Origin of the sequence: Bradyrhizobium sp. BR 1432, assembly GCF_051547705.1 — a bacterium.
Classification (GTDB): Bacteria; Pseudomonadota; Alphaproteobacteria; order Rhizobiales; family Xanthobacteraceae; genus Bradyrhizobium; species Bradyrhizobium zhanjiangense.
Map to the genome: position 1 here is coordinate 1,270,726 of NZ_JBPUGF010000003.1, position 26,244 is coordinate 1,296,969.

Sequence of the window (26,244 nt, forward strand, 5' to 3'; positions counted from 1 at the left end):
GGTATAGGTTTGCGACGCCGCAAGCGGCGGCGCTGGATTTCAAAACCGACCATCAGATCACGAGAACCGCAGGGAATCGGCGGGTCTCCAAGGACCGGAATCGGATAGTGCACGCCCTTCGCCCGCTGCTTCGCAAATCGCTGTTCAACCTGTTCGCTGCGGGCCTCGCATGCGCCGCATTGCTCGCGCCGGGCGCAGCGCGCGCCGAAGCGCTGCCGCTGATCGAAGCCGACAGCGGCAAGGTGTTGCAGGCCGATAACGCGACCATTCCCTGGTACCCCGCCTCCGTCACCAAGATCATGACCGCCTATGTGACGCTGAAGGCGGTCAAGGACGGCAGGCTCACGCTCGACACGCTGCTCACGGTGTCGCCGACGGCAGCCTCGCAATCGCCATCGAAGATGGGCTTCCGCCCGGGAACGCAGCTCACCGTCGACAACGCGCTGAAGATGATGATGGTCAAGTCGGCGAACGACATGGCCGTGGTGCTTGCCGAAGGCGTCGGCGGCTCGATCGATGGCTTCTCCGCGATGATGAACGACACCGCGAAGAAGCTCGGCATGACGCAGACGAGCTACGTCAATCCGAACGGCCTGCCCGCCGACGGCCAGATCACGTCCGCGCGTGATCTCGGAATCCTGGCGCGCGCGTTCCTGCGCGACCTGCCGGAGTACGAGTACTTCGTGCACATCCCGGCGATCCGCTTCGGCAAGCGCATCACCGGCAATTTCAACAAGCTGATCGGCCGCTATCCCGGCGCCGACGGCTTCAAGACCGGCTTCATCTGCGCCTCCGGCTACAATCTCGTGGCATCGGCCACGCGCAACGGTCGCCGGCTGATCGCCGTGGTGCTGGGCGCCAATTCCGGCACTGCGCGCGCGGTGAAGGCGGCGCAGCTGCTCGAGCGCGGCTTCGGCCAGGACAATCTGACATGGCTGCGACCTTCGCTCGGCACCGTCGATAATCTCGTGCCGGTCGACGCCTCGCCGCCGAATTTGCGCGACGAGATGTGCGGGCCCAACCGCAAGCGGCCGGCCAGCGACGACGACGATGCGCTGATCGCGGCCAATGGCAGCCCGACCGGATCGGCCTCGGCCACCGGCGGCGAAGCCCAGGTCACCTTCTTCACGGCCGGTCTGCAGCCGCCCATGATGAAGGCTTCCGAGCTGATGGCCTCTGCTCCGGCCGCTGCCGAGGCCGTGCTGGTCTATACCGGCCCGACCCGCACCGGCACGGCCCTGATCGCAGCGGTCGCGGCCGATGCCGACCAACAGACGGTGGCAAAGCCGCGTGGCAAGAAGTCGCGCGTCGCCAAGAAGCCTGACGCCGCCGACAAGCCGAAGGACGGGACTAAGGACGCGGGCAAGGAATCCAAGACGGCGGCGGCGAAGCCGGCTGCCAAGCCTGACGCCAAGACCGACACCAAGAGCGATACCAAGACCGCAGCCAAGCCGGCCGGGACCAAGCATGCCGCGGCCAAGCACGATGCGGCGGCAAAACCCGCCGAGAAACCGGCGGCAACCGGCGATCAGGCTCCCAAGCCCGCCAAGCCCAAGGCCGCGACCAAGCCCGCCGCCACCAAGCCGGCCAACAACAGTTAACGGCCCCTTAGGCTGGACCGCGCCCGCACTTCGCACCTGCGGCAGCGCGGTCTGTGATGATTCCAGTAGCTACTCCCGGACCTTTGCCCTAAGCCTCGACGGCTTGCCACCCGTTCCGGCAGGCTCGATACTGGCGGCAATGAGGCAAGCCCGAGACACAACGGGCTCAGTTAGATGAGGGGAGTTTCCATGGAGCGCATCTGGCTCAAGCAATATCCGCCCGGCGTGCCCGCCGATATCGAGCCGACGCAATACGCCTCGCTGGTCGACCTTTTGGAGGAGAGCTTCACCAAGTTCGCCGACCGCAAGGCGTTCATTTGCATGGACAAGTCGATCAGCTATCGCGACCTCGATCAGATGTCGGTCGCGCTCGCCGCCTATTTGCAGGGCCGTGGGCTGCAGCGCGGCGCTCGTGTCGCCATCATGATGCCGAACGTGCTGCAATATCCGGTCGCGACCGCTGCCGTGCTGCGCGCCGGTTTCGCGGTGGTCAACGTCAATCCGCTCTATACCCCGCGCGAGCTCGAGCATCAGCTCAAGGATTCCGGCGCCGAGGCCATCATCGTGCTGGAGAATTTCGCCCACACGGTCGAGCAGGTGATCGCGAAGACGCCGGTGAAGCACGTCATCGTCGCCAGCATGGGCGACCTGCTCGGCTTCAAGGGCGTGATCGTCAATCTCGTCGTCCGCCGCGTCAAGAAGATGGTACCGGCCTGGTCGCTGCCTGGCGCGGTGTCCTTCAACGACGCGCTCTCCGCCGGCCGCGGCATGACCTTCAACAAGCCAAAGCTCTCGCCGGGCGACGTCGCCTTCCTGCAATATACCGGCGGCACCACCGGCGTCTCCAAGGGCGCCACGCTGCTCCACCGCAACATCGTCGCTAACGTCTTGCAGAACGACGCCTGGCTCCAGCCGGCGCTCGCCGCACCGCCGCATGTCGATCAGCTCATGATCGTCTGTGCGCTGCCGCTCTATCACATCTTCGCACTGACGGCCTGCTACCTGCTCGCGGTGCGCGCCGGCGGCTGCAATCTCTTGATCCCCAATCCGCGCGACATCGCCGGCTTCGTCAAGGAGCTGGCGAAATACCAGGTCAACAGCTTCCCCGCCGTGAACACGCTCTACAACGGCCTGATGCATCATCCCGACTTCAAGAAGCTCGACTTCTCCAAGCTGAAGATCTCGAACGGCGGCGGCATGGCGGTTCAGCGCGCCGTGGCCGATCAATGGAAAGCGATCACCGGCTGCTTCATCGCCGAAGGTTACGGCCTGTCGGAGACCTCGCCGACGCTGACCTGCAATCCCGCGACGGCAACGGAGTTCACGGGTACGATCGGCATCCCCGTGCCTTCGACCTGGATCTCGATCCGCGACGACGACGGCAACGAACTCCCGCTCGGCCAGGCGGGCGAGATCTGCGCCAAGGGCCCGCAGGTCATGTCCGGCTACTGGAACAGGCCGGAGGAGACCGCGAAGGTGATGACCGCTGACGGATATTTCCGCACCGGCGACATCGGCGTGATGGACGAGAAGGGCTACACCAAGATCGTCGACCGCAAGAAGGACATGATCCTGGTCTCCGGCTTCAACGTCTATCCCAACGAGATCGAGGAAGTGATCGCGAGCCATCCGGGCGTGCTCGAATGCGCGGTGATCGGCATCCCCAATTCCAAGTCGGGCGAGGCGGTGAAGGCCTTCATCGTCAAGAAGGACCCGAACCTCACGGCGGAAGCCGTGATCAAGTTCTGCCAGGAGCAGCTCACCGGCTACAAGGTGCCCAAGCACATCGAATTCCGCAACGACCTGCCGAAGACCAATGTCGGCAAGATCCTGCGCCGGCAGCTTCGCGATGAGAAGAAGGCGGCGGCGGCATAAGGCCGCTTTCCATTCATGCTGGAAGCCGGCGACATCACGCCATCGGACATTCTCGCCTTCTGGCGCGAGGCCGGCCGCGAGCGCTGGTACAAGCGCAACGACGCTTTCGACGCAGAGGTCAGGCGCCGCTTTCTCGCCCTGTGGCAGAAGGCGGCCGCCGGCGAGCTTGCATCATGGGAGACGAGCGACGACGGCGCGCTCGCGCTCGTCATCGTGCTCGATCAGTTTCCCCGCAACATGTTCCGCGACACGCCGGAGGCTTTTGCCAGCGACGCGCAGGCGCGCGATGTTGCCCGCCGCGCCATCGAAAGGGGCATAGATCGCAGGGTCGATCCCATCCTGCTCGAATTCCTCTATCTGCCCTTCATGCATTCCGAGCACCTGGCTGACCAGCTGCATTGCGTTGCGCTGTTTCAAAACACCGACAATGCCGTGAACCTGAAATACGCTCGCGAGCACGCCGACATCATCCGACGGTTCGGCCGCTTTCCCCACCGCAATCGCCTGCTCGGCCGTGACACAACTGAGGAAGAGCAGGTCTTCCTCGACGGCGGCGGTTTTACGGGCTGATGACATCACGGTGAACAGCTGCTGCCTTCGCCGCTTCCGCCGCCGGCAATATTGTGCAGGCCGGCGCTACGGTCTAAAAAGCGGGACCGATATTCAGGGAGACTGATGATGGCGATCCAGACTGGCGACAAGCTGCCCGAGGCGAAATTCCGCGTGATGACGGCGGAAGGTCCGCAGGTGAAGACCACCGACGATATCTTCAAGGGCAAGAAGGTGGCGCTGTTCGCGGTGCCCGGCGCCTATACCGGCACCTGCCACAAGATGCATCTGCCGAGCATCTTCCTCAACGCCTACGCCATGAAGGACAAGGGCGTCGACACCATCGCCATCGTCTCCGTCAACGACGCCTTCGTCATGAACGCCTGGAAGCGCGACACCGACCAGCGCGACGAGGCCATCTTCCTCGCCGACGGCAATGCCGATTTCACCAAGGCGATCGGCATGGAGCTGGACGCCTCCGCCAACGGCCTCGGCATCCGCTCCAAGCGCTATTCGATGCTGGTCGAGGACGGCGTGGTCAAGAAGCTGAACCTCGAGGCGATGCCCGGCAAGGTCGAGGTCTCCGGCGGCGATACGCTGCTGGGGCAGCTGTAGGGCACGACATCCTCGCGCCACTTGCGCAACTGTCATCGCCCGCGAAGGCGGGCGATCCAGTACGCCGAGGCCTCTCGGCTCAATCACAGCCGTCTCTGGATACTGGATCGCCCGGTCAAGCCGGGCGATGACGCCGGAGAGCTTGGCGACGCCCGAGATGACGGCGCCCCTACTCCCTCACCCTCTGCTGCAACCGCGCCATCGCGATCCCGTCTCGCGCCAGCTGATCGGCGCGCTCGTTTTCGGGATGGCCGGCGTGGCCCTTGACCCAGTGCCAGCGGACCTCGTGCTGCTTCAGCGCGGCATCGAGACGCTGCCATAGCTCGACATTCTTCACCGGCTTCTTGTCGGCGGTGCGCCAGCCGTTGCGCTTCCAACCGAAAATCCACCCCGTGATGCCCTGACGGACATATTGGCTGTCGGTGTAGAGATCGACCGTGCACGGCTTCTTCAGCGCTTCGAGCGCGGAGATCGCCGCCATCAACTCCATCTGGTTGTTGGTGGTGTGGCGCTCGCCGCCGTTCAGCTCCTTCTCCTTGTCGCCGAACTTCAGGATCGCGCCCCAGCCGCCCGGCCCGGGATTTCCCGAGCAGGCGCCGTCGGTATAGATCGTGACATTGGGAAGCTCGCTCACGCCACCAGTCCTGAGGGCATCAGCCCATAGTCGCGAACGCTCGTCACGCTCTGATGGAAGCGCAGCTTGCGGACATATTCCAGCGGATCCTTCGGCTTCACCAGCGCGCCCGGCGGCACGTTGAGCCAGTCGACCAGCCGCGTCAGCAGGAAACGGATCGCAGCACCGCGCGCGAGCAGCGGCAGCGCCGCCTCCTCGGCGTCGGAAAGCTTTCGCACCCGGCCATAGGCATTGAGGAAGGCGCGCGCCTTGGTGACGTTGAAGGAATGATCCGGCTCGAAGCACCAGGCGTTGAGGCAAATCGCGATGTCATAGGCCAGCATGTCGTTGCAGGCGAAGGTGAAGTCGATGATCCCCGAGAGCCGGTCGCCGAGAAAAAAGACGTTGTCGTTGAAGAGGTCGGCGTGGATCACGCCCTCCGGCAGGTCGGTCGGCCAGACCCCGCTCGAGAGATGATCGAGCTCGGCGGCGAGAAAGGCGCGCAGGCCCGGCTGCACCTCGTCGGCACGGTTTGAAGCTGCATCGAACAGCGGCCGCCAGCCAGCGACCGAGAGCGTATTGGCGCGCTTGATCGCGAAGTTGACGCCAGCCAGATGCATCTTCGCCAGCGCCTCGCCAACGCCGGCGCAATGGACCACGTTCGGCTTGCGCGGCCACACGCCTTCGAGAAAGGTGATGATCGCGGCCGGCCGGCCCGACAGCTCGCGCAGCGCCTCGCCGTCCCTCGCCTTCACCGGCAACGGGCAGTTGATGCCGTGCTCGGCGAGATGCGTCATCAGCGCGAGGAAGTAGGGCAGGTCGTTCTTCGCCACGCGTTTCTCATAGAGCGTGAGGATGAACGATCCGGTCGTCGTATGCAGCAGGAAGTTGGAGTTTTCGACGCCCTCGGCGATGCCCTTGTAGGAGAGCAATTCGCCGAGGTCATATTGCTTCAGGAAATCCGCAAGCTCGTCGGCGGCAACGTCGGTGTAGACCGCCATGCAGATTTACTCTGCGGCGGCTTCGGGGCGCACCGAGCGCGGCAGCGGGAAGAACTCGTTCTCTTCCGCAGCCGAGACCGTCTCCACATGCAGCGTGTAGCGCTCGGCGAACGCGTCCATGATCTCCTCGACGATCACCTCCGGCGCCGACGCGCCCGCGGTGATGCCGAGGCTGGTGATGTTGCCGAACTTGTCCCAATCGAGGTCGGTGGCGCGCTGCGCCAGCACCGCGATTCTGCAGCCCTCGCGCTCGGCGACCTCGCGCAGGCGCTGCGAGTTCGACGAATTCGGCGCGCCGACCACGATCAGGGCGTCCACCACCGGCGCCACCTTCTTCACCGCGAGTTGGCGGTTGGTGGTGGCGTAGCAGATGTCTTCCTTGTGCGGCCCGTTGATGTTCGGGAAGCGCTCCTTGAGCAGCGCCACGATCTCCGCGGTGTCGTCGATCGACAATGTGGTCTGGGTCACGAAGGCGAGGTTGTCAGGGTCCTTCGGCGTAATGGTCTTGGCGTCCTCGGCGGTCTCGATCAGGGTCACGGCGCCGACCGGAAGCTGGCCGAGGGTGCCGACCACTTCGGGATGATGCGAATGGCCGATCAGGAATATCTCGCGGCCGCGCTTGAAGTGGATCGCGGCCTCGCGATGCACCTTGGTCACAAGCGGGCAGGTCGCATCCAGCGAGAACAAATTGCGCGACTGGGCATCGGCCGGGACCGACTTCGGCACGCCATGGGCCGAGAACACCACCGGCGCGGTGGTGTTGTCAGGTATTTCGGCGAGCTCCTCGACGAAGATGGCGCCCTTCTTCTTCAACCCATCGACGACGTACTTGTTGTGCACAATCTCATGGCGAACATAGACGGGGGCGCCGTATTTATCGAGCGCCCGTTCCACGGTGTCGATCGCCCGGACCACCCCGGCGCAGAAGCCGCGGGGAGAACAAAGCACGATCTTGAGGTCTGGTTTGGCTGACATTGAGCGATCTCGGGACCGAATCACCCGTTTCGCCTTCTGGCGGGGGCGGTCGATGGATGGAATTGGGCTTAAAACAGCTGCTTGGACCTTACAGCGACTTTAAAAGGAATTGGGCCCCCTTTCGGGCGCTGTCAAGGCACTATCTATAGCAGAACCATTGCGTGGCTACCCCCTCCGGGCTTATATAGCGCGAATTCCCTGTCATCGCTGATGACCACCGGTTTCGCCTCCAGAGGGGTGGGCGAAGCACAAAGGAGATTTGCCATGAGCAACGCACCTCTGATGCCCAAGGCGACCGCCGTCTGGCTGCTCGACAACACCGCGCTGACCTTCGACCAGGTCGCCGATTTCACCAAAATGCATCCCCTCGAAGTGCGCGCGATCGCCGACGGCGACGCTGCCCAGGGCATTAAGGGTATGGATCCCCTCTCCAACGGTCAGTTGACCCGCGAGGAGATTGAGAAAGGCGAGAAGAACCCGGACTACCGGCTTCGTCTCCAGGAGAGCAAGGTGGTGCTGCCGCCCCAGCCCAAGCGCAAGGGCCCGCGCTACACCCCGGTCTCGCGCCGCCACGAGCGCCCGAGCGCCATCCTCTGGCTGCTGCGCAACCATCCGGAGCTGAAGGACGCCCAGATCATGCGCCTGGTCGGCACCACCAAGAGCACGATCGCGAGCGTGCGCGACCGCACCCATTGGAACACATCGTCCCTGACCCCGATCGACCCCGTCACCCTCGGCCTCTGCTCGCAGATCGAGCTCGATTTCGAGGTGCAGCGCGCCGCCAAGGAAAAGCCGATCGACGCAGCCTATGGCGGCGCCACTCTGCTGCCGGCCTCCGAGACCACCAAGAAGGACGAGTACGAGCCCGCGGAGAAGTCCAGCGACGACCTCAATGTCGACGCCGTATTCGCCAAGCTGAAGACGCTCGGCGGCAAGAAGCAGGAGGACGAGGAGGAGTAGGCTTCCTTCCCTGCACCGCATCCGGTTCGAACGCGGCGGATCGCTCCGCCGCGTTTTTGTTTGCGGGCGGGAACTTTCGCGACACCGCTCCCGGAACGATGCAGCTGACGTCGCATTGTTTCCAGCGCGGAGGATCAGCGATGCGGGACGAGAACCATTTTGCGTTGATGCTGGGGCGCGCTGTCCTGGCAGCGTGGGGCGACATGCCCCGGGATATCCAGGAAGCCCTGTTCGAGATTGCCCTGACGGACCGCCCTGGCGATCGCGACGATTTGGCGAAGCTGCTGCATGAGCGGCATCCGCGGACGGCGCACGCGGGATAGCCGCTTTCCACCGTTATCGCATTCGCTGGTGTGACGACGCCAACCGCACCGTCAATGTCAGGACCCGGCGATGGCGATCCCATAACAATCAAACGGAAACTACACCGCGGCGCCGGGGCCCGACCCGGCGCCGCGAAACGCCGTCAGAACTTGTAGGTGACGCCCGCGCCAACCAGCCACGGGTCGATATGCGCAGTGCCGGTGACGGGCAGGCCAGAGACGGTCGCCGAGTAGTCCGGCCGCAGCCAGAGCTTCTTCACGTCGACGTTGAGACCCCAGTGCCGGTCGAGCATGTAGTCGAAGCCGAACTGCACGGCCCCACCCCAGGCATTGCTGACGTGCAGGCTCGTGGTGGTGGCGACGATCGCGGGCGGCCCGACGATCGCGGCCGGCGTGTTGGCGGCCGAATTGTTGAAGAACACGGTGTAGTTCACACCGGCGCCGATATACGGCTTGAACGCGCCGAAATTGTCGAAGTGATATTGCAGCGTCAGCGTCGGCGGCAGCAGGGTGGTCTTGCCGATCGGCAGGTTCGCGAGCGAGCCGGTGCCGCTGATCGAATGCCTGGTCACGCCGAGGATCAGCTCGGCCGCGATGTTCCTGGTGAAGAAATAGCTGATATCGAGCTCGGGCACGACCTGGTCGCTGATCGAGAGGCCCGAATTCGGCGACGACAGCGACGGCACGCCCGCAACGTTGACAGTGCTGCCGCCGGCATCCGGCAACACGCCAAGCACGCGCAGGCGCACCATCCAGGGATTGAAGCTTTCCACCTGTGGCGGCGCCTTCTTGTACACCGGCAGATCGGCGGCCTGCACTGAGGCAGAAGTCGCCGCGAGCATCGCGCCAATCGCTGCGAGCCGTGCCAAGTTTCTTATCGTTCCGTCCATCTTCATTCCCCTTCAGCATCTCTCGCGCGTCGTTGCGCGATATGAGCGTCAGAGCAGAAAGGAGATGATGAAGGATTTGACGCCGATCAAATCAGGACAGGCCGCCTGCGATTTGGTCGCGGCGTGGCAGATGTGTCACGGGAAACGTGAGTGAGGCAAACGGCGCGGCATGATAATTCCGCGCCAGCGTTCACGGCCGTTCCGGATGGTTCAGCATGTATTCGCCGAGATCGCGCTGACGGCGGTCGGCGCGCGCGGTGGCCGCATTGCGCTGGACGTCGCGGTCCTTGCGGCAGGCGACGTATTCCGGCGAGCCCTGCGCATAGCCGCGGCTCTGACAGACCGCGTCGTCGTCGTCGCCGCCCACCGCCACCGGCGTCTGGTAACGCGCAGAGCAGGCGGAGAGAGCGATGGCGAGAGTGACGGCTGCAAGCAGACGCGACGTGGCGGCGAGTGGCATACGAGGTCCCCTATTGGCCGGCACTGTTTAGCGCGGAATGCGGAGAATGTAAGTCCTTGGATACCGTCCCTCTCGCTGTCATTCCCCGCGGAGGCGCAGGGCTGTCCGGGGAATTCTATGCATAACAGAAGCTGATCTGGTCGGGGGAGCTTCTGTCGCGGGCAGCGGATGGGTTCACCTTGGGAGGTCGGTCGATGTCGGCGATTGGTTTTCGTGCGAACAGCGACGCGGCGACAAGACCTGCGAAGCGGATAGCCGGCATGATTAGACGACTTTCGCGTGCGGCGATCCGCAGCAGCAGATAGGCGATCATGGCGGCGAGGATTTGCAGACGGACCGCGTTCTCGGAGCGGCCGAGAAATTTGCGAAGCTTGAGGTGCTGCTTGATCCAGCGGAACAACAGCTCGATCTGCCAGCGTGTTTTGTAAAGCGCAGCGATTTCGATGGCCGAACGCTTCAGATCGTTGGTGATGAGGGTCAGTTTTGTACCGTCATCGCGTTTGAGGCGTATGCGGCGCATCGGAACAGCAAGTTTGGAGCTGCTGAGGAGCTTTACCTCAGCATCGTCGATGATTTTAAAGCCCTTCCCCTTTTGTTTCCGCAGCTTCCGCCAGCGTGTAGCTCTGAAGCGCAAATTCTTCTTCTGGCGGGTGACGAAGCAGGCGCCCGCGTCGTGAAGCCGTGTCCACCAGGCATAACTGCAATAGGCCTTGTCGAACACATAGGTGGCGCCGGCCTCGATCGGGAATTGCTGGGCTGGTGTGACGTCATTGACCGTCGACGGCGTGATCGCCAGACGGCGCGGATGATCCGAGCCGGGATCGTAAACCACGTGAAGCTTGAGACCACGGGTACGTCCGTTCCAACCGGCCCAGGTGCTGAGTTGATCCAGCGGCACCGGCGTCGCATCGATCAGCCGCAGCATCTCGGCACCCTCCCGCTTCAGCGCTCGGTCGGCATGCCCAGACAATCGCTCAAAGACTTCTGCGAAGATACTGACCGGCCGTCGGGCATTGGCATCCGCAAGCGTCGAGCGCGCCAATTTGCCGACACCAAGATGGTAGTGATGATGCGAATTGGCGTTCCAGATCGCCTCAAGGGCACGCAAGCTGTCGACGCCACTGAGCTGGGAGAATATCAATGCGACAAGATGATCCCAGCTGTCGAACGTCTTGTCGTAGGCATCGCCATCCAAACGATCCACAGTCGTCTGAAACTGCCGCCGATTGATCGGTTCAAGCAGCCTTCCAAAAATGCTATCGCTAAACCGCATGCCCGGCCCCTTTCTGAGTCTCGACAACCAGAAAGTACCTGCTTCAAGCCGGGAAAACCCGGGCATGCTCCGCGACACAGTGAATCATTCCCCGGACAGCCCTGCGCGGAGGCGGGGAATCCACTACGCCGCGGCGGTCATTGGGTCACACAACTGCCGCCGCGGAGTACTGGATCGCCCGCCTGCGCGGGCGATGACAGCGGAAGGTGGAGAGGGCGGCATTGCGCCTCACAGGCAGAACGACCGGCGCAAATCTCTCTCACACCCTCCCCTTCAGCGCCGCGCCGATCTCGTCGAGCACCTTGGGGTCCTCGATCGTCGCCGGCATGGTCCAGGCCTCGCCGTCCGCGATCTTCTTGATGGTGCCGCGCAGGATCTTTCCGGAGCGCGTCTTGGGCAGGCGGCCGACGGTGACCGCGAGCTTGAAGGCGGCGACCGGGCCGAGCTTGTCGCGCACCAGCGCGATGATCTCCTTCTCGATCTCGGCGGGCGCACGCGTCACGCCCGCTTTCAGCACCAGGAAGCCGCAGGGCACCTCGCCCTTGATCGCGTCCTTGACGCCGAGCACCGCGCATTCGGCCACATCCGGATGCGAGGCCAGGATCTCCTCCATGCCGCCGGTAGAGAGGCGATGACCGGCGACGTTGATGATGTCGTCGGTGCGGCCCATGACGAAGACATAGCCGTCCTCGTCCTTGTAGCCGGCGTCCGAGGTTTTGTAATAGCCGGGAAATTCGCTCAAGTAAGATTCCTTGAAGCGCTCGTCCTGATTCCACAGCGTCGGCAGGCAGCCCGGCGGCATCGGCAGCTTGATGACGATCGAGCCCATGGTGTTGGGGCCCACTGGCTTTGCCGCTTCATCGACGACATCGACCTGGTAGCCTGGCATCGGCACCGTCGGCGAGCCGTGCTTCACCGGCAGCATGCCGAGGCCGACCGGATTGCCGGCGATGCACCAGCCGGTCTCGGTCTGCCACCAATGGTCGATCACCGGCACTTTCAGCTGCTGCTCCGCCCATTCCACCGTCGGCGGATCGGCGCGCTCGCCGGCGAGGAACAGCGTGCGGAATTTCGAAAGGTCATATTGCCGGATGAATTTTCCTTCGGGATCCTCCTTGCGGATCGCGCGGAACGCGGTCGGTGCCGTGAAGAAGGCGACCGCCTTGTGCTCGCTGATGACGCGCCAGAACGCGCCGGCATCGGGCGTGCCGACCGGCTTGCCCTCATACATGATCGTGGTCGCGCCATGGATCAGCGGACCGTAAACGATGTAGCTGTGGCCGACCACCCAGCCGATGTCCGAGCCGCACCACCAGACCTCGCCCGGCTTGACCCCATAGAGATTGAACATCGACCAATTCACCGCGACGAGGTGCCCGCCATTGTCGCGCACCACGCCCTTGGGGATGCCTGTGGTGCCTGACGTATAGAGGATGTACAGCGGATCGGTGGCCGCGACCGGCACACAAGGAGCTTTCTTGCCGTCGTTCATCGCCTTGCGGCGCAGGCTCGCCCAATCATAGTCACGGCCGGGCGTGAGGTCGCAGGTGTGCTGCGGACGTTGCAGCACGATGCAGGCCTTCGGCTTCGTGCTCGCGAGCTTGATCGCCTCGTCGAGCAGCGGCTTATACTGCACGATGCGGCCGGGCTCGATGCCGCAGCTCGCGGAGAGAATGAGTTTCGGCTGGGCGTCGTCGATGCGGGTGGCGAGCTCCTTGGCGGCAAAGCCGCCGAACACCACGGAATGCACCGCGCCGATGCGCGCGCAGGCGAGCATTGCGACCACCGCCTCCGGCACCATCGGCATATAGAGGATGACGCGTTCGCCCTTGGCGACACCAAAATCCCGCATGATCGCGGCAAGCGCCTGCACCTCGCTCAAGAGCTCGGCGTAGGTGAATTTGGTGACGCTGGCCGTCAGCGGCGAATCATGGATCAGCGCGACCTGGTCGGCGCGGCCGCGTTCGACATGACGGTCGAGCGCATTGTAGCAGGTGTTGACCACGCCGCCGGCGAACCAGCGGCCGTAGGTTCCTTGCGTGGAATTCGAAGATGGCCTTCGGCGGCTCGATCCAGTCGATCTCCTTGGCCGCCTCGGCCCAGAAGCCCTCAGGGTCCGCCAGCGAGCGCGCATGGACCTCGTGATAGAGACTCTTGCCCTGGATGTTCATTCCCGCGCTCCCGTTCCCTTTCTGGCCTGGCCCTGACCCTTGTGGCAGGACGAGCGCCCCGCCATGACCAGGATCAAGTACCGGCCTTGTTTGAGGCTATTTTCCCGGGAACGGGCCGCGGTTCAAGCCGAAAAGGATGGGCCTTTTGGAGGAGGCACGCTGCCGGCCGCGCGGGCGGTGCGCCCCCTCTCCCCGTTCTTACGGGGAGAGGGTTGGGGTGAGGGGCTGCATCCGCAAAGACGAAATGAGTTCGCGGAGAGTCCCCCTCACCCGGAATCCGCGCTTTCAGCGCGCATTCCGGCCTCTCCCCGCAGGCGGGGAGAGGCGAGAACCCGACTACCCCTCCATCGCATTCAGCTTCTGCAATCTCTCCTGCATGACCTTTTTCAGATCATAGCCCGGGCGACGGAAGCTCGCATCGCGCGTGACGAGGAAATCGCGCTGGGACTTGCGCAGGCCATCCGCCGAGCGCTTGCTCGCGGATTTCAGCACCCGCTCGTAGGCCTCGGCGATCTGGCGGTCGAGCACGCCGAGCTGCGGATCGGCGCAGATCACCTTCTCGACCTCGCGCTTGGCGGAGGCGCAGTCGAACGACGGTTCGCTGGGGGCGGCGTTCAGCACACTGCGCGGCTCGCCGCCGAATTTTGCGATCTCGGCGATCATCGCGCGGCGGCCGTTGAGCGCGTTCTCATTGGCGGGATCGAGCCGCAACGCCGCCTCGTAGTCGGCCAGCGCCTTCTTGCGCTCGCCCATCTTCTTGTAGAGCACGGCGCGGTTGTTATAGGTCTTGGCAAAATTCGGATCGAGTTTCAGCGCGTCGTTGTAGTCCGACAGCGCAGCACCGAGCTCGCCCTTGAACTGGTAGGAGTCGCCGCGGTTGGTCAGGAAGTTCACCCGCTGCTCGAGACGGATCGCCTGATCGTAATCGGCGATCGCCTTGTCGTACTCCTTCATCGCGGCATAGGTGAGACCGCGGTTGTCGAAATACTCCGGCACCTTTGGATCGAGCCGGATCGCCTCACTGTCGTCTGCGATCGCCTTGTCGAGCTCGCCGAGCTTCTTGTAGGCGGCGCCGCGGTTGGTGTAACTGCGCGCCCGGCTCGGATCGAGGCGCAGCGCCTCGCTGAGGTCAGCGACGGCCTTGTCGTAGTCGCCGCGCAGATAGAAGGTCGCGCCGCGGTCGGACCAGGCCTGGGCGAAATCCACCTTCAGCTTGATGGCCTGATCGTAGTCTGCAATGGCGCGGTCGAAACGATGCTGGTTAGTGTAGACGACGCCGCGCAGCTCGTAAGCCTCCGGACCCTGCGAATCGAGCTCGATCGCCTTGGTCAGATCCGCCGCGGCCCGATTGAGGTCGCCGCCGGCCTCGCGCAAGAGGTTGCCGCGCACGCGCCAGGCCTTTGCGTTCTTGCCGTCGAGCGCGATGGCGCGGTCCAGATCGCGCAGCGCCTGCGACTGGCCTCCGGAGGTTCGCGCATTGGCTTCGGCGCGAGCGACGAGCGCCATGGAGCGTTCAGACGCCGGATTTGCGCTCTGGTCGATGATGGCGCTGCACGCGGAGATCAGGTCCGCAGGAGCAGCCTTGCTGCCTAGCACGCAATCGGTTTCGGCGGCGGCTGGAGCGACGAGGGCAAGGCTCGATTGCCGCGCCGAGGAAGAACGCGCGCAGCGAGATTTTGGCAAACGAGGGCATTTGCGCGGAAAAAGGCGTGCCGCACATGGCATAGGGCTCCGTGACGTCGGGTTCTCACCGTTGTCGCGGCTGGCAAGGGATGGGTTCAATGAGGGCCGTCAGGGGAGCACTGGCGCTTCTCTCCCTCGCCCCGCTTGCGGGGAGAGGGTGGGGTGAGGGGAGCTTCCGCGGGGAAGCTAGCAGTGAGATTCGCGGAGAGTCCCCCTCACCCGGAATCCGCGCTTCGCGCGCATTTCGGCCTCTCCCCGCACGCGGGGAGAGGAAGGGCTCAATATCCGTCCACCCCGTTCAACCGCTGCAACCGCTCCTGCATCGCCTTCTTCAGTTCGTACCCAGGCCGGCCGTACCCGGCATTTCGGCGGGCAATGAAGTCGTCCTGCTCGCGTTGGAGCGCCTTGGCCTCGCCCGCATTGCGCGCCTCGCGGATCGCGCGGGCATTTGATGCAAAAATCTCCCGGTCGAGATCGGCGAGCTCGCGATTGCCGCAGATCGCCCTTTCCACCGCACGGCGCGCTCGCGCGCAATTGAAGCTGGGCTTGCCGGCGACCGCCATCTGCGCCCCGATCCGCTCGAGCTCGCGCGCCATCGCCTTGTGATTGGCCTTGGCCTTCTCGTGGTTGGGATCGATTCTGAGCGCCGCGCCGAAATCCTGCACCGCCTTGGGCTTGTCGCCCTTCTTCAGCCAGAGCTCACCGCGCGCGTTGAAGATGTCCGCGAGGGCGGGATCGAGCAGGAGTGCACGGCTGTCGTCGGCGATCGCGCGGTCGACCTGGTCGTGCCGCGCATAAAGCGCGCCGCGCGCGATCAGCGCCTTGATCAAATCTTCCTTCGCCGTCTTCTCATTGTCGATCACGGCCGCGCAGGCCGTGACGGCCTTGTCCATCTCGTCGGCCGCGGTCGCCGCGAGGCATGGCGCGACGTCGACCTGCGGCACCGCGACCGGCTCGCCGCCCGTCGCGGCATGGGCTGCGGCGAGCGAGAGCGCGCAGAGCAGCCCGGCGCCTGACAGTTGAATGAGAAAAGAACGCATGCTCGCTGCAGTCGGAAAGTCTTGCCTTCAGCCTTATCGTTAGCCTTGTGGTCGGCCTCACCTTCAATCTTGCCTTGCCGCCCCACTATCCATCATTACGGCCGGATTGGTGCTAGCTTGTGGCGTCGCTCAAATCGGTTTCGGGGATCATCGTGTCGACATTCGAATGGATCATCGTGCTTCTGCTGGGCGCTGTTGGCTTATCGGCGCTGGCGCGGCGGATCAAGGTCCCCTACCCGACCTTCCTCGCCATCGGCGGCGCGCTGATCGCCTTCGTGCCGTCGAGCCCGTCCTGGACGCTGGAGCCGGACCTGGCTTTGGCGCTTTTTGTCGCACCGGTCCTGCTCGATGCCGCGTTCGACACCTCGCTGCGCGATCTGCGCAACAATTGGGTTCCGGTCTCGACCCTGGTCGTCGCCGCGGTCGGCCTCACCACGGTTGGTGTGGCCTATGTCGCGCACCGGCTCATGCCCGACATGCCCTGGGCCGCTGCGGTCGCGCTTGGAGCCATCGTGGCGCCGCCGGATGCCGCAGCCGCGGTCGCGATCCTGAGCCAGGTGAAGCTGCCCCACCGCATGGTCAAGGTCCTGGAGGGCGAGAGCCTGCTCAACGACGCGACCGCGCTCCTGATCTATCGCATCGCGGTCGGCGCGATCGCCACCGAGCACCTGACGTGGAGCCAGGTCGCACCGACCATGGCACTGGCGCTGGTCGGCAGCGTCATCGCCGGCCTGCTCGCAGGGCGCATCATTCCGCTGTTCATGGAGCGGGTGACGGAGGCGCCGAGTGCCATCATCGTGCAGTTCGCCACCACCTTCCTGGTCTGGATCGCCGCCGAGCATCTCGGCCTCTCCGGCATCCTTACCATCGTGGTCTACGCCATCACGGTCGCGCGCACGGCGCCGGCGCGCATCCCGGCGCGGCTGCGGGTGCCATCCTATGCGGTCTGGGAGACGACGGTGTTCGTGCTCAACGTGCTCGCCTTCATGCTGATCGGCATGCAGATGCGGCCGATCTGGACGCGGCTCGATGCCGACGTGCGTTGGGAATATTGCGTCGCCGCCGCCTGGATCCTGCTCACCGTGGTCCTGGTCCGGCTGTTATGGGTGACGTTCTACCGCACGACGCTGCGCGTGCTGGTCGCCCGCGGCATCTATCATCCGAAGGATCCAAAACAGGTCGCCTCGGCCAAGGGCGGTCTCATCATCTCCTGGTGCGGCATGCGCGGCCTCGTTACGCTCGCCACCGCCTTCGCCCTGCCGGAGAACTTTCCTTACCGCGACTTCATCGTCTTCATCGCCTTTGCAGTGGTGCTGGGATCGCTGGTGATCCAGGGCCTGACGCTGCGGCCGCTGATCCTGGCCTTCGGCCTCAAGGACGACGATCCGGTCGGCACCGAAGTCGCGCGCGGGCGCGCCATCGCCTATCGCGCCGCGCTCGACGCCATCGAGAGCGATCCATCGGAGGAAGCGGAGATCCTCAGGCTCGAATATAGCGCCATCCTGATGCAGGCCGAGACCGATCCGAACGGCGGCATCGCCAATGGCGAGCTGCCCGCCGATCCCCTGCGCCGCCGCGCCATCGAAGCCGCGCGCAAATCCATCTTCGATCTGCGCGCCACCGAGGTGATCGGCGACGACGCCTTCCACAAACTCGAGGAAGAGCTCGATCGCGCCGAATTGAGCGCGGGGGGATAGGCCAAATCGGCCGTCGTCCCGGACAAGCGAAGCTCCAGACAACGCGCAGCGTTGACGGGAGCGGAGCGCCGATCCGGGACCCATAACCACAGGATGTGGTTTGACGAAGACTCGGAGTTACCAGCTCGTGCGGTAACTCAACCCTGTGGTTATGGGCCCGGATCTGCGCGCGCTTGAGGGCGCGCTTGTCCGGGACGACAGCGGGGATTGAACCAAACCGCTCCTCCCCAGACTCATTCCAGATGACGACCCTGATCGACGACCGTCGTGTCCGCGCGCGAGATGCGTCGCCTGCACGATATTTTTATCTCCACATGGCGCTTGCTTGCGCCGCCACCGCGTTTCTGGGCTTTGCACCGACCTATTGGGTGCCACTCGCCAACCGAACGTTCTCTGCAAGCCCCGTGATTCATTTTCACGGACTGTTGTTCTTCACCTGGTCGCTCTATTTCGTGCTTCAGACCTGGCTCGCAGCGTCCGGCCGCGTGGTCAACCACCGCTCGCTTGGCATCGCCGGTGTGTCGCTGGCGACCGCGATGACGATCTTCGGCTTTCTCGCCTCCGTCCATGTGATGCAGCATTCCGCCGCGCTCGGGCAGAAGGAGGCCGGCATCGCATTCTCGATCGTGCCCATGAGCGGGATCGCGTTCTTCGCGATGGTGTTCGTGCTCGCGATCATGAACACGCGCAGGCCCGAGATCCACAAGCGCCTGATGCTGCTCGCTGCGGTCTCGATTCTGGATGCCGCGATCGCGCGCTGGTTCCTCACCTTCCTCGCCCCTCCCGGACCGCCGGGCCCGCCGCCGGTGCCCGTCACGATCGCGCCGGCTGTCGTCGCCTCGCTTCTGCTCGTCGTCGCCATGGTGCGCGACTGGCGCACCGAGGGCCGCGTCCACCCGGTCTACATCTACGGCACGCTCGCGCTGCTGGCGGTGAAGGTGCTGAACTGGCCGGTCAGCGAGACGGCGGCCTGGCACGCGTTCGCGGGTGGGATTCTGGCGCTGGCGCAGTAAGCAACCCAACACTCCGTGTCGTCCCGGACAAGCGCAGCCCCAGACAACGCGCAGCGTTGACTGGAGCGGAGCGCCGATCCGGGACCCATAACCACAGGCAGATGTGGTTACGATGACTCGGAGTTACCGTTTAGCAAAACAACTCCGGCCTGGGAGTATGGGTCCCGGATCGGCGCGCGCTTTGGGCGCGCTTGTCCGGGACGACGGCGGAGGTTGAGGCTACGCCCCCGCCTTGCAGGTGATCCCGCCGTCCACCACCAGCTCGATCCCCGTCACATATTTCGCCTCGTCCGACGCCAGGAATAGCGCGGCGTTGGCGACGTCGAAGGCATCGCCCATGTGGCCCATCGGCACTTGCGCGTCACGCGCGCGCCACATCGCCTCGACGTCACCCTTGGCATAGCTCGCGGCGAGGCCGGCAGAGTGCTCGACCATCGGCGTCTTCATCAGGCCCGGCAGGATCGCGTTGACCCGCACATGATGGCGCGCGAACTCGATCGCGGTGGTGCGCGTCATCTGGTTCATCGCCGCCTTCGAGGTGCCGTAGGTGACGTAGGAGATGCCCATGTGGCGGATCGAGGCGATCGAGGAGATGTTGATGATCGACCCGCCGCCCTGCTTCACCATGACGGGAATGACGTGCTTCATGGCGAAATAGGCGCTCTTGAGGTTGACGCTGAAGACGCGATCCCAGCTCTCCTCGGTCACCTCGACCACGCTGCCCATCTCGGCGATGCCGACATTGTTGTCGAGCACGTCGATGCGGCCATGGGCCTTCAGGCACGCCGCCACCATCGCCTCGATCTCGGCAGACCGCGAGACGTCGGCCGTGAACGCCGTCGCCTTGCCGCCTTCGTCATTGATGATCTTCGCGGTCTCCTCGGCGGCCGCGCCGTTGCGATCGACGCAAAACACCTGCGCGCCCTCGCGCGCAAAGGTCACCGCGGTCGCCTTGCCGTTGCCCCAGCCGGGTCCAATCGAGCCGGCGCCCACCACCATCGCAACCTTGCCCTTGAGCCGATCCATCGTGTTTCTCCTTTGTTGTCCTTGTAGCCCGGATGGAGCGCAGCGTAGTCCGGGATCACCGTCCCCGGATTGCGCTGCGCTCCATCCGGGCTACGGATCGTTGCAAATCTTCATCGTGGTGACGTTAGCACCGATCGGATGCCCCACAATCTCCGACAACGTCCGGCACTTGCCGTCATGACAGAGCTGCCACTCTCCCGCCGCGCCGGAATTTCCAAGCACGACCTCCCGCATCGGCGCGCGGTCCGGCCGCCATTGAAACCAGCCGCCAATCAGCCGCGCTTCGGACGGCGGCTCCATGCCGGGGCCGGTGCCCTTGACGCGGGCCTGTACCAATTCGAGGCCGGCGGGCGTGACCCGCCAGTCTTCCTGCCATTCGACCTTCGCGATCGAATGGGTCCAGGCCAACGTGAAGGCGGACAGCGCCAGCGCCTTCACACCGCCTGCCGTTGCGAAGCAGAGGCTCACACCGCCTCGACCGTTACAGGCGGACGCTGCCGCCATTGCCACAGCACGAGCGCCGCGGAGAGCACGAAGCCGGCGGTATCGCTGAACGGGAAATCGCCGAGCAGGCAGAACGCGGCGCCGAGCGCGACCAGCCGCTCGATCAGCGTCAGCCGCGTGAACAGGAAGCCGATCGCGACCATGCCGAACAGCGCGATCGCCACCAGCGCCTTCAAGCTCGCGAGCGCGACCGCGCCGTAGAAGCCGAGCTTGGCGGCCATGGGATCGCCGGCTTGCAGCATCAACGCCGGCGAATAGACGAAGATGAAGGGGATGACGTAGCCGGCGAGCGCGATGCGCATCGCCTCCCAGCCGATCTTGTCCGGATTCTCCTTCGCGATCGGCGCCGCCGCAAGCGCAGCCAGCGCCACCGGCGGCGAGAGGTCGGCCATGATGCCGTAGTAGAACGCGAACATGTGGCTCGCGATCAGGGGCACGCCGAGTTTCGCAAGCGCCGGCGCGGCGAGCGCGGCGGTGATGATGTAGGTCGGGATGGTCGGGATGCCGGTGCCGAGCAGGATCGACAGCAGCATGGTCATGATCAGTGCCAGAAACAGGCTCTTTTCGCCGAGGCCAATCACCCAGCCGCCGAAGATGGTGCCGACACCGGTCTGCGACATCATGCCGATGATGACGCCGACGATGGCGCAGGCCATGCCGACGGTGATGGCGGATTTGGCGCTCTCGGCGAGCGCATCGCGGCAGGCGCGCAACGCCGCAAAGCCGCCGCGCACGAAGGCGGTGATCACGATCAGCCCGACCACGACACAAGCAACCGGCACGATCTGAAGCCCATCACGCGACAGCGCGGCGACGACCAGCGCGAGGCCGATCCAGAAGATGTAGCGGATGACCGTCGCGGACACGCCGGCCGTGATGCTGGTGCCAAGGATCAGTGCCACCGTCAGCGCAAGGCCCATGCTGCCGGCATAGAGCGGCGTGAAGCCTTCGAACAGCATGTAGACGAGGGCGGCGAGCGGCAGCACGAGATACCAGCCCTTCACCAGCGCCTTCCAGGCGCTCGGGGTCTCCGAACGCTTCATGCCGGTGAGACCATGCTTGCCGGCTTCGAGGTGCACCATCCAGAAGGCGGAGGCGAAATAGAGGATCGCAGGAATCGCCGCCGCCTTGACGATCTCCGAATATTGAACGCCGAGCGTCTCGGCCATGATGAAGGCGACCGCGCCCATCACCGGCGGCATGATCTGTCCACCCATCGAGGCCGTCGCTTCGACGCCGGCGGCGAACGCGCGGCGGTAACCGAACCTGATCATCAAGGGAATCGTGAACTGGCCGACGGTGACGACGTTGGCAACGCCCGAACCGGAAATCGTGCCCATCATGCCCGAAGCGAACACCGCGACCTTGGCAGGTCCGCCACGGGTGCGGCCGAACAGACCGAGCGAGACATCGGTGAACAGCTGGATCATGCCGGCGCGCTCCAGGAAGGAGCCGAACAGGATGAACAGGAAGATGTAGGTCGCCGAGACGTAGATCGGCACGCCATAAAAACCTTCGGTGCCGAACGACAGATGCGTGACGATCTGATCGAAATCATAGCCGCGATGGTTGAGCGGCGACGGCAGGTATTGGCCGAAGAACCAGTAGACGAGACACGCGCCACACATCAGCGGCAGTGCCGCGCCCATCAGCCGCCGCGTGCCCTCGAAGATCAGCACGGCGAGCAGCGTGCCGACCACGAGATCGAGCCGCGTCGGATCGCCGTCGCGGGCGATCAGATCGGCATAGAAGATCCACTGATAGAGGCCGCAGAAGAAACCCGCGCCGCCGATCACCCATCCGAGCGCACGGCCGAAATTGCTCTTCGCCGTGAAATTCGCGATCAGGCCGAAGGTGAGCAGAACCAGGAAGCCGACATGGACGCCGCGCACCACCTGGCTCGGCAAATAGTTGAAGGCGGCGACATAGAGCTGGAAGGTCGCAAACGCGATGCCGATCCAGTAGGCGAGATGGCCCCACCAGCCCGGACCAAAGCCTTCCGGAAAGCCGTGCTCGAAATTGTCGAACTCGACCTTGATGGGCGCAGCTTCGGTGCCCTCTGTCTTTTCCAACATTTAATTCGTCCTCAGCCCCGTGCGGGCAATAATAACATCGGCACCGACGCTGCATACGTCATGGCCGGGCTTGTCCCGGCCATCCACGGCTTACGCTATCTCCAAGAACGTGGATGCCCGGGCCTTCGCCTCGCCGAAGCGGCTTCGGCCGCGCAGGCGGGACAAGCCCGGGCATGACGTCGGTGGATGAGGCTGACTACTTGATCAGCCCCTTTTCCTTGTAATAGCGGATCGCGCCGGGGTGCAGCGGAACCGGGCTGCCGGCGGCCGCAGTCTCGAGCTTGATCTCCTTGCCGGCCGCATGCGCGTTGGCGAGCTCGGGGAGCGACTCGTAGACCAGTTTTGTCATCTGATAGGCGAGATCGTCAGATACCGCGGAACTCGTGACGAGATAATTGACCACGGCAGCCGTCGGCACGTCCTTGTCCTGCCCGGTATAGGTGTTGGCTGGAATGATCGCCGAGATAAAGGGCGGGCCGATCTTGTCGACGGTCTCCTTCGGCACCGACACCACCGTGATCGGGCTCGAGGTCGACAGGTCCTTCAGCGAGGCGACACCGAGGCCGGCCGATTGCAGCGTCGCGGCAAGCTGGCGGTTCTTCATGAGATCGACGGATTCGGCGAAGGGCAGATATTCGACCTTGCCAAGATCCTTGTAGCTCATGCCGGCCGCCGCGAGGATCGCGCGCGAATTCAGCTCCGTGCCCGACTTCGGCGCCCCGACCGACAGGCTCTTGCCCTTGAGGTCGGCGAGCGTCTTGATGCCGGACTCAGTGGTCGCGACGATCTGGATGTAGTTCGGATAGATCGCGCCGATGGTCCTGAGCTTGTCGAGCTTGGTCTTGAAGCCCGCCTCCTCCTCGCCATTCCAGGCCGCTTTCAGCGAGTTCACCCAGCGTGAACGCCAGTTCGCCGCGGCCCTGCTGCAGCAGGATGAGGTTCTCGACCGACGCCTTGGTGGCCTGCACCTGCGTCTTCACGTTCGGAATCTTGTCGCCGTAGATCTTCCCGATCGCGACCCCGAGCGGATAGTAGACGCCGGAGGTGCCGCCGGTCAGCACGTTGATGAAGGATTGCGCATGTGCGCAAGGCGCCGACGCCGCCAGAGCAAGAGCCGCGGCCACGCCGAAGAACGTCCGTTTCATGGTTGTTGTACTCCCCAAACCGGCGGCGAAATTGGCCGGATGAGGGCAGCGGGTCAACCCATCCAAAAGGCAAAACAGGACTGCGGTAAATGGCCGTTCCGGCTGGATTTTTGGGAACCCGGCGGTGCGGCGAGGTGGCGCAGCAGAACGAACCGAGATGAGTTTCAATCACTCGCGCGCGGCAGGCTCGCTCACCTCTCCCGCTTGCGGGAGAGGTCGCGCCGAAGGCGCGGGTGAGGGCTCTCTCTTCTAGGGGATTGTCCCGTCGTGGAAACACCCTCTCCCCAACCCTCCCCCGCAGGCGGGGGAGGGAGCACACCGTCGCCGGAAAGGACTTACTGGAACGTCATGTCCAGGCATTTGGAGATGTCGGAGCCGAGGCCGGAGGAGATGATGATGCAGCCGCGCACCTTTTGCGCGCTGACGTCGGTGGCCCAGACCGAATAGCCGCCGGGGCCGAAGAACGAGTTGGTGTTCGGCGGCTCGGTCTCGGTGGCGTCGAAATCGTATTTGCCGTCGGTCTCGAAGATGCGCGGCTTCTTGGTGCAGCCGCCGTCGGTCTGCACGTTGATGACTTCCTTGTTGTCGCGGGTCAGCGCCAGCGAGACCTGGCAGCGGAAATATTCCGAGGTCTTGGTGTTGAAGAGATAGGTGTAGGACTTGCAGGTGGCGGTGTTCAGCTTACCGGGGGCAAGGCCGCGGCTGCACGAAATGCGCTGGTTGTGGCTGAGCTGGTAGTCATCGGCCCGCGCGGCCGGCGCCAGCGCCGTCAACGACAATGCAGCAGCCCAGCAAAGTTTGATCACATGGCGCATCCGAATCATCCCCTACGCATCATTTTGTCGAGTTGCGTTCTAGACGGAAAGCGGAACATAGTCGCGAGGGGACGAAGGGAAAATCACAAACTGCTGGGCAGGACGTGATGCGCTGCGGCGCTTTCGCAAATTGACCCGGAAATGCCGTTCGTGATTTGTTCAAGCCGACACCCCAGCGACGGGGAGGATGGATGATGGCATTTTCAACGAAGACATTTGCACTTGCTTCAGCAGCACTCGTCACGATGCTCGGCGCGTTTGCCGTGCCCGCATTGGCGCAAGTCCCGGCAACGCCGTGGGAGCTCAAGCCCGACATGGGCTACGCCTATGACAGAGACGGCAAGACCTATTCCTACAAGATGGGCACCAGCAACGCCGGCGAGCTGCTCAAGGGCGCCAAGAAAGTGCCGAAGGGCACGCTGTTCTTCATCGGCCACAACGGCCAGCTCTACATGCGCACCGGTCCGTATCTCGAAGGCGACGGCAAGTTCAAGTTCGGGCCGGATCAATAGGACGCACGCTGCGCGCGCCACAGCGTCGCCAGACAGACCGTTCCGCCACACACGCGGTGTCATCACCCGCGAAAGCGGGTGATCCAGTATTCCAGAGGCCGCGATGGAATACGGAGATGCCGCAGCGTACTGGATGCCCCGGTCAAGCCGGGGCATGACAGCGGAAGATGTGGCAAGAGCGAACGCTCTTAAAACACCCCCGCCAGTTCCCTTGCGCCGGCTTTGCTGCCGTTCGAATCCATCCGATCATCCGTCACGGCCAGCAGCTTCGCCACCGTGTTGTGGCGGATCGCGACCGGGTTGCGCTCGTAGCCGCCGCGCTGGAAGAAGTTCGAGGTCGGCACCTGCTCGCGCATCGCCTGCGGCATCGTCACCATGTCGAGGCCGGTGCCGTCGCCGGTGAGGTTCATCATCTCGAGCTCGGCCGCGGTGAGCGGACGGGTATAGCCCTTGGCGCGCGCGAACAGCACCGAGGTCAGCAGCTTGTGGGTCTGGAGCATCGGACCGACGTCGACGTCGAGCACCATCGCATGCATGGCCCAGCCCTGCGCGGTATTGCCGATCTTCTCGTGCTCCGACCAGGTGTCGGGCACCGACTTCGCATGCGCGACCATTTTCTTCAGCACTGCGAGCTTGTGCTCGAGCGACTGGCGCGCCGGCCCTGAGCTGCGCGCCACCCTGTCCGAAAGCGCCCGGACGAATTCATGGCCCTGCTCAGCCAGCAGCTCGACGCTGTTGGTGGTCAGGAGCTGGTTGTAGCCCATCGCAGTCGAGATCGCGCGCTTGCCGCCATGCTCGATGCCCGCCTGCACGTCGTAACTGCCGGTGCCGCCGGTCTCGAACGAATAGACCCGCACCGCCTGCTCGCGCGTCAGCCCCGAGGCGAGCGCATAGCGCGCATAGGCGCGCTTGAACTCGACCTCACTGGTCGGGCGCTGCGGCGTGAACTGATAGAGCTCCTGCGCCGCGCGCAGGAAATCAGCGACCACCGGAATGGGTTTTCGGGGCGGACGCTCTGGCGCTTCCTCCGGCTCCGGGTTCACCGGCCGCTTCGGCCCGGTATAAAGCGGCGGATGCTCCAGCACGTAATCATCGAGGGTCACCTGCTGCCCGCTGCGCCGCTTGGCGTTGCGGGTTTTCCGCTTCTCGGAGATCTGGCTCCAATAGGCGCCCGCCTCGGCGTCGAAGGCGGCGCGCGCCGCCTGGTATTCCGCGAGCTTGCGGCGATATTCGAGCACGGCCGGCGAGGCCCCGCCTTGTGCGAAAAACTGCGACAGCAGCTGAGCATTGGCATTGCTGACGGCGGGCGGCAGCGCGTCGGCGCCACCGCCGCGCGCGGCGGGCGCGAACAGCACGAGCGCGAATGGAACCAGCGTCAGGGCGCGTCGAATCGGTGTGTGATGCATGCTGCCCTCTTAGCAGGCATCC

General features: G+C 64.3%; 21 protein-coding genes and 3 pseudogenes. 9 read left to right on the forward strand and 15 right to left on the reverse strand.

Features of this window, described 5'->3' with window-relative positions:
- Positions 1 to 107: 107 nt before the first annotated feature.
- The 4 genes from ACSKB8_RS06185 to ACSKB8_RS06200 all read left to right on the forward strand — a co-directional run bounded on the left by ACSKB8_RS06185 (position 108) and on the right by ACSKB8_RS06200 (position 4,640).
- Positions 108 to 1,601: a D-alanyl-D-alanine carboxypeptidase family protein gene (locus ACSKB8_RS06185; RefSeq protein WP_438103238.1), complete on the forward strand. Its 1,494-nt coding sequence runs from the start codon at positions 108 to 110 to the stop codon at positions 1,599 to 1,601.
- 189 nt (positions 1,602 to 1,790) lie between these two features.
- Positions 1,791 to 3,476 (forward strand): long-chain fatty acid--CoA ligase, encoded by a 1,686-nt coding sequence (locus ACSKB8_RS06190; RefSeq protein WP_438103240.1) that lies wholly within the window; start codon positions 1,791 to 1,793, stop codon positions 3,474 to 3,476.
- Positions 3,477 to 3,491: 15 nt separating this feature from the next.
- A complete protein-coding gene (locus tag ACSKB8_RS06195) occupies positions 3,492 to 4,046 on the forward strand; it encodes a DUF924 family protein (protein WP_438103242.1) in 555 nt (184 codons plus the stop codon).
- Between the two features lie 108 nt (positions 4,047 to 4,154).
- On the forward strand, positions 4,155 to 4,640 hold the full coding sequence (locus ACSKB8_RS06200) for a peroxiredoxin (RefSeq protein WP_091895200.1): 486 nt from the start codon (positions 4,155 to 4,157) through the stop codon (positions 4,638 to 4,640).
- 169 nt (positions 4,641 to 4,809) lie between these two features.
- Here the strand turns inward: ACSKB8_RS06200 and rnhA are convergent, their stop codons facing one another.
- From rnhA to ispH, 3 genes are read right to left on the reverse strand one after another with little or no spacing between them, the layout of a single operon-like run.
- The gene (rnhA, locus tag ACSKB8_RS06205; protein ID WP_091895107.1) at positions 4,810 to 5,274 is read right to left on the reverse strand and encodes a ribonuclease HI; all 465 of its coding nucleotides are present in this window, start codon (positions 5,272 to 5,274) and stop codon (positions 4,810 to 4,812) included.
- Positions 5,271 to 6,254 (reverse strand): homoserine kinase, encoded by a 984-nt coding sequence (locus tag ACSKB8_RS06210; RefSeq protein WP_438103245.1) that lies wholly within the window; start codon positions 6,252 to 6,254, stop codon positions 5,271 to 5,273. The genes rnhA and ACSKB8_RS06210 overlap by 4 nt, the downstream gene beginning before the upstream one ends.
- Positions 6,255 to 6,260: 6 nt before the next feature.
- Positions 6,261 to 7,229 carry a 4-hydroxy-3-methylbut-2-enyl diphosphate reductase gene (ispH, locus tag ACSKB8_RS06215; RefSeq protein WP_091895109.1) on the reverse strand — a complete coding sequence of 323 codons (969 nt, stop codon included), beginning with the start codon at positions 7,227 to 7,229 and terminating at the stop codon, positions 6,261 to 6,263.
- A 264-nt stretch (positions 7,230 to 7,493) separates the two neighbouring features.
- Between ispH and ACSKB8_RS06220 the strand changes: the two genes are divergently transcribed.
- Complete coding sequence (locus ACSKB8_RS06220) at positions 7,494 to 8,189, forward strand: DUF1013 domain-containing protein (protein ID WP_164935139.1); 696 nt, start codon at positions 7,494 to 7,496, stop codon at positions 8,187 to 8,189.
- 140 nt (positions 8,190 to 8,329) lie between these two features.
- On the forward strand, positions 8,330 to 8,512 hold the full coding sequence (locus tag ACSKB8_RS06225; RefSeq protein ID WP_091895111.1) for a hypothetical protein: 183 nt from the start codon (positions 8,330 to 8,332) through the stop codon (positions 8,510 to 8,512).
- A gap of 143 nt (positions 8,513 to 8,655) precedes the next feature.
- On the opposite strand, the gene ACSKB8_RS06230 is transcribed toward ACSKB8_RS06225, so the two are convergent.
- From ACSKB8_RS06230 to ACSKB8_RS06255, 6 genes and pseudogenes are all read right to left on the reverse strand, one after another.
- On the reverse strand, positions 8,656 to 9,402 hold the full coding sequence (locus ACSKB8_RS06230; protein WP_438103248.1) for an OmpW/AlkL family protein: 747 nt from the start codon (positions 9,400 to 9,402) through the stop codon (positions 8,656 to 8,658).
- Positions 9,403 to 9,592: 190 nt separating this feature from the next.
- A complete protein-coding gene (locus ACSKB8_RS06235) occupies positions 9,593 to 9,862 on the reverse strand; it encodes a hypothetical protein (RefSeq protein ID WP_130213412.1) in 270 nt (89 codons plus the stop codon).
- 115 nt (positions 9,863 to 9,977) lie between these two features.
- Positions 9,978 to 11,135 (reverse strand): IS4 family transposase, encoded by a 1,158-nt coding sequence (locus tag ACSKB8_RS06240; protein ID WP_438103250.1) that lies wholly within the window; start codon positions 11,133 to 11,135, stop codon positions 9,978 to 9,980.
- 259 nt (positions 11,136 to 11,394) lie between these two features.
- Positions 11,395 to 13,306: pseudogene (locus ACSKB8_RS06245) on the reverse strand (propionyl-CoA synthetase).
- Between the two features lie 336 nt (positions 13,307 to 13,642).
- A pseudogene (locus ACSKB8_RS06250) lies at positions 13,643 to 15,026 on the reverse strand (tetratricopeptide repeat protein).
- Positions 15,027 to 15,267: 241 nt separating this feature from the next.
- Entirely contained in the window at positions 15,268 to 16,029 is a 762-nt protein-coding gene (locus ACSKB8_RS06255; protein WP_438103252.1) for a tetratricopeptide repeat protein, read from the reverse strand.
- Positions 16,030 to 16,148: 119 nt separating this feature from the next.
- Between ACSKB8_RS06255 and ACSKB8_RS06260 the strand changes: the two genes are divergently transcribed.
- Together ACSKB8_RS06260 and ACSKB8_RS06265 are read left to right on the forward strand one after the other, a co-directional pair.
- Entirely contained in the window at positions 16,149 to 17,726 is a 1,578-nt protein-coding gene (locus ACSKB8_RS06260) for a cation:proton antiporter (RefSeq protein ID WP_438103254.1), read from the forward strand.
- Between the two features lie 242 nt (positions 17,727 to 17,968).
- Positions 17,969 to 18,739 carry a hypothetical protein gene (locus tag ACSKB8_RS06265; RefSeq protein WP_438103256.1) on the forward strand — a complete coding sequence of 257 codons (771 nt, stop codon included), beginning with the start codon at positions 17,969 to 17,971 and terminating at the stop codon, positions 18,737 to 18,739.
- 219 nt (positions 18,740 to 18,958) lie between these two features.
- On the opposite strand, the gene ACSKB8_RS06270 is transcribed toward ACSKB8_RS06265, so the two are convergent.
- The 5 genes and pseudogenes from ACSKB8_RS06270 to ACSKB8_RS06290 all read right to left on the reverse strand — a co-directional run bounded on the left by ACSKB8_RS06270 (position 18,959) and on the right by ACSKB8_RS06290 (position 24,304).
- Positions 18,959 to 19,765, reverse strand: coding sequence for an SDR family NAD(P)-dependent oxidoreductase (locus ACSKB8_RS06270; RefSeq protein ID WP_438103258.1), 807 nt, complete (start codon positions 19,763 to 19,765; stop codon positions 18,959 to 18,961).
- Positions 19,766 to 19,855: 90 nt separating this feature from the next.
- The gene (locus tag ACSKB8_RS06275) at positions 19,856 to 20,269 is read right to left on the reverse strand and encodes a DUF1850 domain-containing protein (protein WP_438103259.1); all 414 of its coding nucleotides are present in this window, start codon (positions 20,267 to 20,269) and stop codon (positions 19,856 to 19,858) included.
- Positions 20,230 to 22,344 (reverse strand): TRAP transporter permease, encoded by a 2,115-nt coding sequence (locus ACSKB8_RS06280; RefSeq protein ID WP_438103261.1) that lies wholly within the window; start codon positions 22,342 to 22,344, stop codon positions 20,230 to 20,232. The genes ACSKB8_RS06275 and ACSKB8_RS06280 overlap by 40 nt, the downstream gene beginning before the upstream one ends.
- A 196-nt stretch (positions 22,345 to 22,540) precedes the next feature.
- Positions 22,541 to 23,489 (reverse strand): annotated as a pseudogene (locus ACSKB8_RS06285) (TAXI family TRAP transporter solute-binding subunit).
- A 335-nt stretch (positions 23,490 to 23,824) separates the two neighbouring features.
- Positions 23,825 to 24,304 (reverse strand): hypothetical protein, encoded by a 480-nt coding sequence (locus ACSKB8_RS06290; protein WP_091895130.1) that lies wholly within the window; start codon positions 24,302 to 24,304, stop codon positions 23,825 to 23,827.
- A gap of 194 nt (positions 24,305 to 24,498) precedes the next feature.
- On the opposite strand from ACSKB8_RS06290, the gene ACSKB8_RS06295 reads away from it, so the two are divergent.
- Entirely contained in the window at positions 24,499 to 24,816 is a 318-nt protein-coding gene (locus ACSKB8_RS06295) for a hypothetical protein (protein ID WP_091895202.1), read from the forward strand.
- Between the two features lie 188 nt (positions 24,817 to 25,004).
- On the opposite strand, the gene ACSKB8_RS06300 is transcribed toward ACSKB8_RS06295, so the two are convergent.
- Positions 25,005 to 26,222, reverse strand: a complete 1,218-nt coding sequence (locus ACSKB8_RS06300) for a hypothetical protein (RefSeq protein WP_438103263.1) — start codon at positions 26,220 to 26,222, stop codon at positions 25,005 to 25,007.
- Between the last annotated feature and the right edge of the window lie 22 nt (positions 26,223 to 26,244).

Excerpts from the sequence above, each read along its gene's own strand:
- ACSKB8_RS06190 (WP_438103240.1), top strand. The coding sequence starts at position 1,791 with ATGGAGCGCATCTGGCTCAAGCAATATCCGCCCGGCGTGCCCGCCGAT.
- ACSKB8_RS06195 (WP_438103242.1), top strand. The coding sequence starts at position 3,492 with ATGCTGGAAGCCGGCGACATCACGCCATCGGACATTCTCGCCTTCTGG.
- ACSKB8_RS06200 (WP_091895200.1), top strand. The coding sequence starts at position 4,155 with ATGGCGATCCAGACTGGCGACAAGCTGCCCGAGGCGAAATTCCGCGTG.
- ACSKB8_RS06210 (WP_438103245.1), bottom strand. The coding sequence starts at position 6,254 with ATGGCGGTCTACACCGACGTTGCCGCCGACGAGCTTGCGGATTTCCTG.
- ispH (WP_091895109.1), bottom strand. The coding sequence starts at position 7,229 with ATGTCAGCCAAACCAGACCTCAAGATCGTGCTTTGTTCTCCCCGCGGC.
- ACSKB8_RS06220 (WP_164935139.1), top strand. The coding sequence starts at position 7,494 with ATGAGCAACGCACCTCTGATGCCCAAGGCGACCGCCGTCTGGCTGCTC.
- ACSKB8_RS06225 (WP_091895111.1), top strand. The coding sequence starts at position 8,330 with ATGCGGGACGAGAACCATTTTGCGTTGATGCTGGGGCGCGCTGTCCTG.
- ACSKB8_RS06230 (WP_438103248.1), bottom strand. The coding sequence starts at position 9,402 with ATGGACGGAACGATAAGAAACTTGGCACGGCTCGCAGCGATTGGCGCG.
- ACSKB8_RS06235 (WP_130213412.1), bottom strand. The coding sequence starts at position 9,862 with ATGCCACTCGCCGCCACGTCGCGTCTGCTTGCAGCCGTCACTCTCGCC.
- ACSKB8_RS06240 (WP_438103250.1), bottom strand. The coding sequence starts at position 11,135 with ATGCGGTTTAGCGATAGCATTTTTGGAAGGCTGCTTGAACCGATCAAT.
- ACSKB8_RS06255 (WP_438103252.1), bottom strand. The coding sequence starts at position 16,029 with ATGCGTTCTTTTCTCATTCAACTGTCAGGCGCCGGGCTGCTCTGCGCG.
- ACSKB8_RS06265 (WP_438103256.1), top strand. The coding sequence starts at position 17,969 with ATGACGACCCTGATCGACGACCGTCGTGTCCGCGCGCGAGATGCGTCG.
- ACSKB8_RS06270 (WP_438103258.1), bottom strand. The coding sequence starts at position 19,765 with ATGGATCGGCTCAAGGGCAAGGTTGCGATGGTGGTGGGCGCCGGCTCG.
- ACSKB8_RS06275 (WP_438103259.1), bottom strand. The coding sequence starts at position 20,269 with ATGGCGGCAGCGTCCGCCTGTAACGGTCGAGGCGGTGTGAGCCTCTGC.
- ACSKB8_RS06280 (WP_438103261.1), bottom strand. The coding sequence starts at position 22,344 with ATGTTGGAAAAGACAGAGGGCACCGAAGCTGCGCCCATCAAGGTCGAG.
- ACSKB8_RS06290 (WP_091895130.1), bottom strand. The coding sequence starts at position 24,304 with ATGCGCCATGTGATCAAACTTTGCTGGGCTGCTGCATTGTCGTTGACG.
- ACSKB8_RS06295 (WP_091895202.1), top strand. The coding sequence starts at position 24,499 with ATGGCATTTTCAACGAAGACATTTGCACTTGCTTCAGCAGCACTCGTC.
- ACSKB8_RS06300 (WP_438103263.1), bottom strand. The coding sequence starts at position 26,222 with ATGCATCACACACCGATTCGACGCGCCCTGACGCTGGTTCCATTCGCG.